Raw genomic sequence first — 7,114 nt, 5'->3', positions numbered from 1 at the left:
CTTCGGCTTCGGCAACAACGGCAGCGGCAACATTGGCTTCGGCAACACCGGCAACAACAACATCGGCTTCGGCAACACCGGCGACGGAAACCAGGGCATCGGGCTCAACGGCATCGGACTGTCCGGCTTCGGCGGCCTGAACTCCGGTTCGGGCAACCTCGGTTTCTTCAACTCGGGCACCGGCAACATCGGTATCGGCAACTCGGGCACCGGAAACTTCGGCATCGGCAACTCCGGCAACAGCTACAACAGCGGCATCGGCAACTCCGGCGAAGCCAACACCGGGTTCTTCAACACCGGCATCGCCAACACCGGCTGGGGCAACACCGGCAACTACAACACCGGCATCTTCAACCCCGGCAACAGCAACACCGGAGGCTTCAACCTCGGCAACTACAACACCGGATTCTTCAACGACGGCAACTACAACACCGGCATCGGCAACCCCGGCAACGTCAACACCGGTGCGTTCAACACCGGCAACTACAACAACGGATTCCTGTGGCGCGGCGACAACCAGGGACACTTCTTCACCAGCGGACCGGGCTACTTCAACTCGACCAGCACTCCGTCGTCGGGATTCTTCAACAGCGGACTCGGTAGCTCGTCCGGCTTCTTCAACACCGGCGCCAACAACTCCGGCATCCTCAACACCACGCCGACGGTCCTGGCCGTCGGCAACTCGGGCTTGTTCAATACCGGCGGCTTCCAGTCGGGTCTGATCAACTCGGGCAACACCATCTCGGGCCTGCTGAACTCCAGCCTGGTCGCCATCACGACACCGGCGTTCGTCTCGGGTGTGTTCAACACCGGAAGCAACATGTCGGGCGTCTTCGGCGGCCCGTCGACGTTCAATCTCGGGCTGGCCAACGACGGCGCCCTGAACATCCTCGCCAATGCCAATATCGGCAGTCGCAACATTCTGGGCAGCGGCAATATCGGCGACTTCAACATTCTCGGCAGCGGAAATGTCGGCAGCGGCAACATATTCGGTAGCGGAAACATTGGCAGCCAGAACTTCGGTAGCGCCAATATCGGCTCGCTGAACATCGGCAATGCGAACATCGGCCTGAACAACATCGGCTCGGGCAACCTCGGCAGTTTCAACTTCGGGTTCGGCAACCTCGGCAGCTACAGCATCGGGTTCGGCAACGCCGGCAACTTCAACCAGGGTTTCGCCAATACCGGCAACAACAACATCGGCTTCGGCAACACCGGAAACAACAGCTTCGGCATCGGCCTCACCGGCGACGGCCAGTTCGGCATCGGCGCCCTGAACTCCGGTCTGGGCAACACCGGGTTGTTCAACTCGGGAACCAATAACTTCGGCTTGTTCAACGCGGGCACCGGCAACATCGGCATCGGGAACTCGGGCACCGGCAACGTCGGCCTGTTCAACGCCGGCGTCGGGAACTGGGGCTTCGAGAACCCCGGCAGCGGCAACACCGGATTCCACAACCCCGGTGACTACAACACCGGCTTCGGTAACGTCGGCGCCCTCAACTCCGGCTTCTACAACACCGGCAGTTACAACACCGGCGGTTTCAACGCCGGCAACTTCAACACCGGCGACTTCAACGCCGGCAACACCAACACCGGCAGCTACAACCCGGGCAACACCAACACCGGGTTCTTCAACACCGGCAACGTCAACACCGGCCTGCTGAACAGCGGCAACTTCAACAACGGCTTCTCCCAGGCGCTGGACAACCAGGGCCAGATCGCCATCGATCTGTCGTACACCACCCCGTACATCCCGATCGACATGTCGATGACGATTCCGGTGAACATCGTCATGCCGTTGGGCGGCATGACGATCCCGCTGACCGAAGCCGGAGCGATCTTCCCCAGGACCTTCTACCTGCCGGTGCCGATCATCGCCCCCGAGGGGCTGTTCTTCGTCGGGCCCATCACGCTGGGTGCCTCGACCATCACCGCTCCGCTGGTCACGCTGACCATCGGCGGACCGGGAGTCAACCTGCCGATCAGCATCACCGGGGCCCTGGAAAGCCGCACCATCACATTCCTGAACATCCCCGCCGCACCCGGGATCGGGAACTCCACCACCAACCCGTCGTCGGGCTTCTTCAACACCGGAGCCGGCGGCTCGTCGGGTTTCCAGAACCTGGGCGCGGGCATTTCGGGCATCTCGAACATCGCCGCGACGCTCGGCGCGTCCGGCTTCCAAAACGTCGGCTCGTTGACGTCGGGCTGGGCCAACCTGGGCAACTCCGTCTCCGGCTTCTACAACACCAGTGCGCTGAACCTCGCGACCCCGGCCAACATCTCGGGCCTGTTCAACATCGGCAGCAACGTCTCGGGCCTGTTCAACGGCCCCAACGGCACGGTGTTCAACGCCGGCCTGGCCAACCTCGGCCAGTTGAACTTCGGCGACGGCAACCTCGGCAGCTTCAACCTGGGTAGCGGCAACATCGGCAGCAATAACTTCGGCTTCGGCAACCTCGGCAGTGGCAACTTCGGCAGCGGCAACGTCGGCGTCGGAAACTTCGGCTTCGGCAACGCCGGCCCGGGTCTGACGGCGGTCCTGGACAACATCGGTTTCGGCAACCTGGGTAGCAACAACTTCGGGTTCGGCAACACCGGCGACGGCAACATCGGCTTCGGCAACACCGGAAACGGCAACATCGGGATCGGCCTCACCGGAAACAACCAGCAGGGCATCAACTTCGCCGGCTTCAACTCCGGCACCGGCAACATCGGCTTCGGCAACTCCGGCACCAACAACATCGGCATCGGCAACTCGGGCGACGGCAACTGGGGCATCGGCAACTCCGGCAGCTTCAACACCGGCATCGGCAACGCCGGCACCACCAACACGGGCCTGTTCAACACCGGACTGGTCAACACCGGCGTCGGCAACGTCGGCAACTTCAACACCGGCCTGTACAACACCGGCAACACCAACACCGGCATCGCCAACCGGGGTGACTACAACACCGGTTGGGCCAACACCGGCGACTACAACACCGGCTTCGCCAACGCCGGCAACATCAACACCGGCGCATTCAGCACCGGCAACGAGAACAACGGCTCCCTGTGGCGCGGCGACCGCTCCGGTCTGATCAGCGCCGGCTACCGCATCCACGTGCCCGAGATCCCCGCTCACGTCACCATCGACGTGCCGATCGACATCCCGATCACCGCCGGGTTCACCAACACGCTGTTCAGCGGCATCACCATGCAGGACCTGAACTTCGGGCTGAACATCTCGCTGGGCCCGGTACCGATCGCCACCGGCAAGGTCAACAGCCTCACCATCCCGCCGATCGTGATCACCGGCCCGGCGGTCAATTTCAACATCGGCAGCCCCACGACCCGGATCTTCATCCCGGCGACCGCCAGCATCGGACCGGTCGACTACACGCTGTTCTACATCCCGCCGACCCCGGGCTTCTTCAACGCCACCACGCTGCCGTCGTCGGGGTTCTTCAACGGCGGCCCCGGAACCGTCTCGGGCATCATGAATATCGGCGCGAACATCTCCGGGCTGCAGAACTTCTCGCTGCTGGGCGGAGTATCGGGATTCAAGAACTACGGCTCGCTGCTGTCGGGTGTGTCCAACCTCGGCGACACGGTGTCGGGCCTGTTCAACACCGGCTTCGGCACACCGGCCAACGTCTCGGGCATGTCCAACGTCGGCACCAACCTCGCGGGACTGTTCATCAGCCAGGTGCCGCCGCCCGGATTCTCGACGTTCAACCTCGGGCTGGGCAACGCCGGGTCCAACAACATCGGCTTCGGCAATGTCGGGGACAACAACATCGGCTTCGGCAACATCGGCAACAACAACGTCGGCTTCGCCAACAACGGCTTGGCCAACTTCGGCCTGGGCAACTACGGCGACGGCAACATCGGCCTGGGCAACCTCGGCAACCTCAACATCGGTTTCGCCAACCTGGGCAGCTCGAACGCCGGCTTCGGCAACGCCGGCAGCTTCAACCAGGGCTTCGCCAACACCGGCAACACCAACATCGGCCTGGCCAACACCGGCGACAACAACACCGGTGTCGGGCTGTCCGGCAACGCCCAAAGCGGTTTCGGGTCGTGGAACTCCGGCACCGGCAACAGCGGCCTGTTCAACTCCGGGACCAACAACGTCGGGCTGTTCAACTCCGGTAGCGGCAACACCGGCATCGGCAACTCCGGCACCGGAAACTGGGGCATCGGCAACGCCGGCGTCACCAACACCGGCTTCTTCAACGCCGGCGACATCAACACCGGATTCTTCAACCCCGGCAACGTTAACACCGGCTTCGGTAACGCCGGCCACTACAACTCCGGCAACTTCAACGCCGGCAACTTCAACACCCTGAGCTTCAACACCGGCAACTACAACACCGGCTGGCTCAACGGCGGCAACTACAACACCGGCGCGGGCAACAACGGCAACGTCAACACCGGCTTCTTCAACGCCGGCAACTACAACAACGGCGTCCTGTGGCGCGGCGACTACCAGGGCCTGTACGGCTTCAGCTACACCGAGTCCATTCCCGACACCGGCATCCCGATCAAGCTGAACGTGCCGATCCACCTCAACATCCCGATCACGGGAACCCTGGGCATCCTCAACGTCCAGGGCTTCCGGATCCCGTCGATGACCGTCGACGCGACCTTCTTCGGCGGCATCACCGCCAGGTTGGTCACGGTCAACTCGTTCTTCATCCCGAACATCTCGATCGGCCTGCCCGCGATCACCGTCAACGTCGGCGCCGGCAGCCTGCCGCCGGGACCGCCGCTGATCAACATCGTCGGAAACGGCACCCTGCTGCCCATCCAGATCCCGTTCGTCGACATCCCGGCGCGGCCCGGCTTCCTCAACACCACCGGCCTGCCGTCCTCCGGGTTCTTCAACTCCGGCACCGGCACCTCGTCCGGTTTCGGAAACGTCGGCGGCAACATCTCCGGCTTCTTCAACACCGCCTCCGGGCTGCTGGGGTTGTCGGGGTACCAGAACTTCGGCGACCTGCTCTCGGGCATGTCGAACTTCGGCAACACCGTCTCGGGCTGGTTCAACACCAGCACGCTGGGCCTGGTCAACCCCGGAAACGTCTCCGGCCTGGCGAACATCGGCAACGACATCGCCGGGTTCTTCAACAACAACCCGGTCGCCAACATCGGCGCCGCCAACCTCGGGTTCGGCAACATCGGTGACGGCAACGTCGGCAACAACAACTTCGGCTTCGGCAACATCGGCAACGGCAACTTCGGTTTCGGCAACATCGGCGACAACAACGTCTTCTCCGGCAACCTCGGCAGCAACAACGTCGGCTCGGGTAACCTGGGCTTCGGCAACTTCGGCCTGGGCAACCTGGGCAACTTCAACCGGGGCTTCGGCAACAACGGAAGCCTCAACATCGGTTTCGGCAACACCGGCACCAACAACATCGGCATCGGTCTGACAGGTGACGGACAGATCGGCTTCGGCGCCCTGAACTCCGGCAGCGGCAACGTCGGGCTGTTCAACTCGGGCACCAACAACGTCGGTTTCTTCAACTCCGGCACCGGCAACGTCGGGCTGTTCAACTCCGGCACCGGCAACCAGGGCATCGCCAACTCCGGCGTCGGGAACTGGGGCATGTGGAACCCGGGCACCGGCAACACCGGCATCGCGAACGCGGGCACCTACAACACCGGGCTGTTCAACGCGGGCTCCACCAACACCGGCATGTCCAACCCCGGTAACTACAACACCGGAATGGACAACACCGGCAACTTCAACACCGGCAACTTCAACGTCGGTGACTACAACACCGGCGACTTCAACACCGGCGACTACAACACCGGCAGCGGCAACTCCGGCAACGTCAACACCGGGTTCTTCAACGGCGGCAACTACAGCAACGGCATGTTCTGGCGGGCGGACTACCAGGGCCTGTTCGGCGCTCACGCCGAGTTCAGCATCCCCGAGTTCCCGGTGCTCAACTTCGACATCAACATCCCCATCAACATCCCGATCAAGGTGGATCTGGGCACCCTGCTGGTCAACGGCTTCACCTTCCCGCGCATCACCATCAACGCGATCGCCATCACCAACTTCAGCGTCGGCCCGATCACCATCCCGAGCATCAGCGGCACCCTGCCCAAGATCGACGTCAACATCGGCAATCCCGACGGCTCGACGAACATTCCGATCCAGATCCGCAGCGGGCTCGGCCCGATCCGCATCGTCTTCCTCGACATCCCGCCGGCGCCCGGCTTCGGCAACACCACCGCCGTCCCGTCGTCGGGCTTCTTCAACACCGGACCCGGCAGCGTCTCCGGGTTCGGGAACATGGGTGCCAACCTGTCCGGCTGGTGGAACGCGACGAGCACGTCGGTCTCGGGGTTCCAGAACCTCGGCACGCTCACCTCGGGCTGGGCCAACCTCGGCAACACCGTCTCGGGCTTCTACAACACCGCCACCGCCAACCTGGCGACACCGGCGCACCTGTCCGGCCTCTACAACGTCGGCACCGATCTGGCCGGCCTGTTCAACGACCCGGCCGGGACGATCTTCAACGCCGGACTGGCCGACCTGGGCCGGCTGAACCTGGGCAACGCCAACATCGGCGACTTCAACCTGGGCAGCGCCAACCTCGGCAGCCAGAACTTCGGCTTCGGCAACCTGGGCGACCTCAACATCGGCTTCGGCAACATCGGCAGCGGCAACATCGGGTTCGGCAACGCCGGTCCCGGACTGACCGCGGCACTGAACAACATCGGCTTCGGCAACATCGGCGACGGCAACTTCGGCATCGGCAACACCGGTGACGGCAACTTCGGGTTCGGCAACACCGGCAACAACAACATCGGCATCGGATTGACCGGCGACGGCCAGATCGGCTTCGGCCCGCTGAACTTCGGCTTGAACAACATGGGCCTGTTCAACCTGGGCGACAACAACTTCGGCTTCTCCAACGCCGGCAGCCTCAACCAGGGCTTCGCCAACACCGGCAACAACAACATCGGCTTCTTCAACACCGGCGACAACAACATCGGCATCGGGCTCACCGGCAACGGGCTCAGCGGATTCGGCTCGCTCACCTCGGGCGCGGGCAACACCGGCTTCTTCAACTCCGGCACGTCCAACACCGGCATGTTCAACTCCGGCACC

1 protein-coding gene is annotated in these 7,114 nt (G+C 63.2%); it reads left to right on the top strand.

Features of this window, described 5'->3' with window-relative positions; genetic code table 11:
* A partial coding sequence (locus AC5Y4D_RS27045; protein WP_500038738.1) for a beta strand repeat-containing protein occupies positions 1-7,114 on the top strand: 7,114 nt, incomplete at both ends.

This window comes from Mycobacterium sp. NGS67 (genome assembly GCF_059812185.1).
This window is presented reverse-complemented; position numbering and strand designations above follow the sequence as displayed.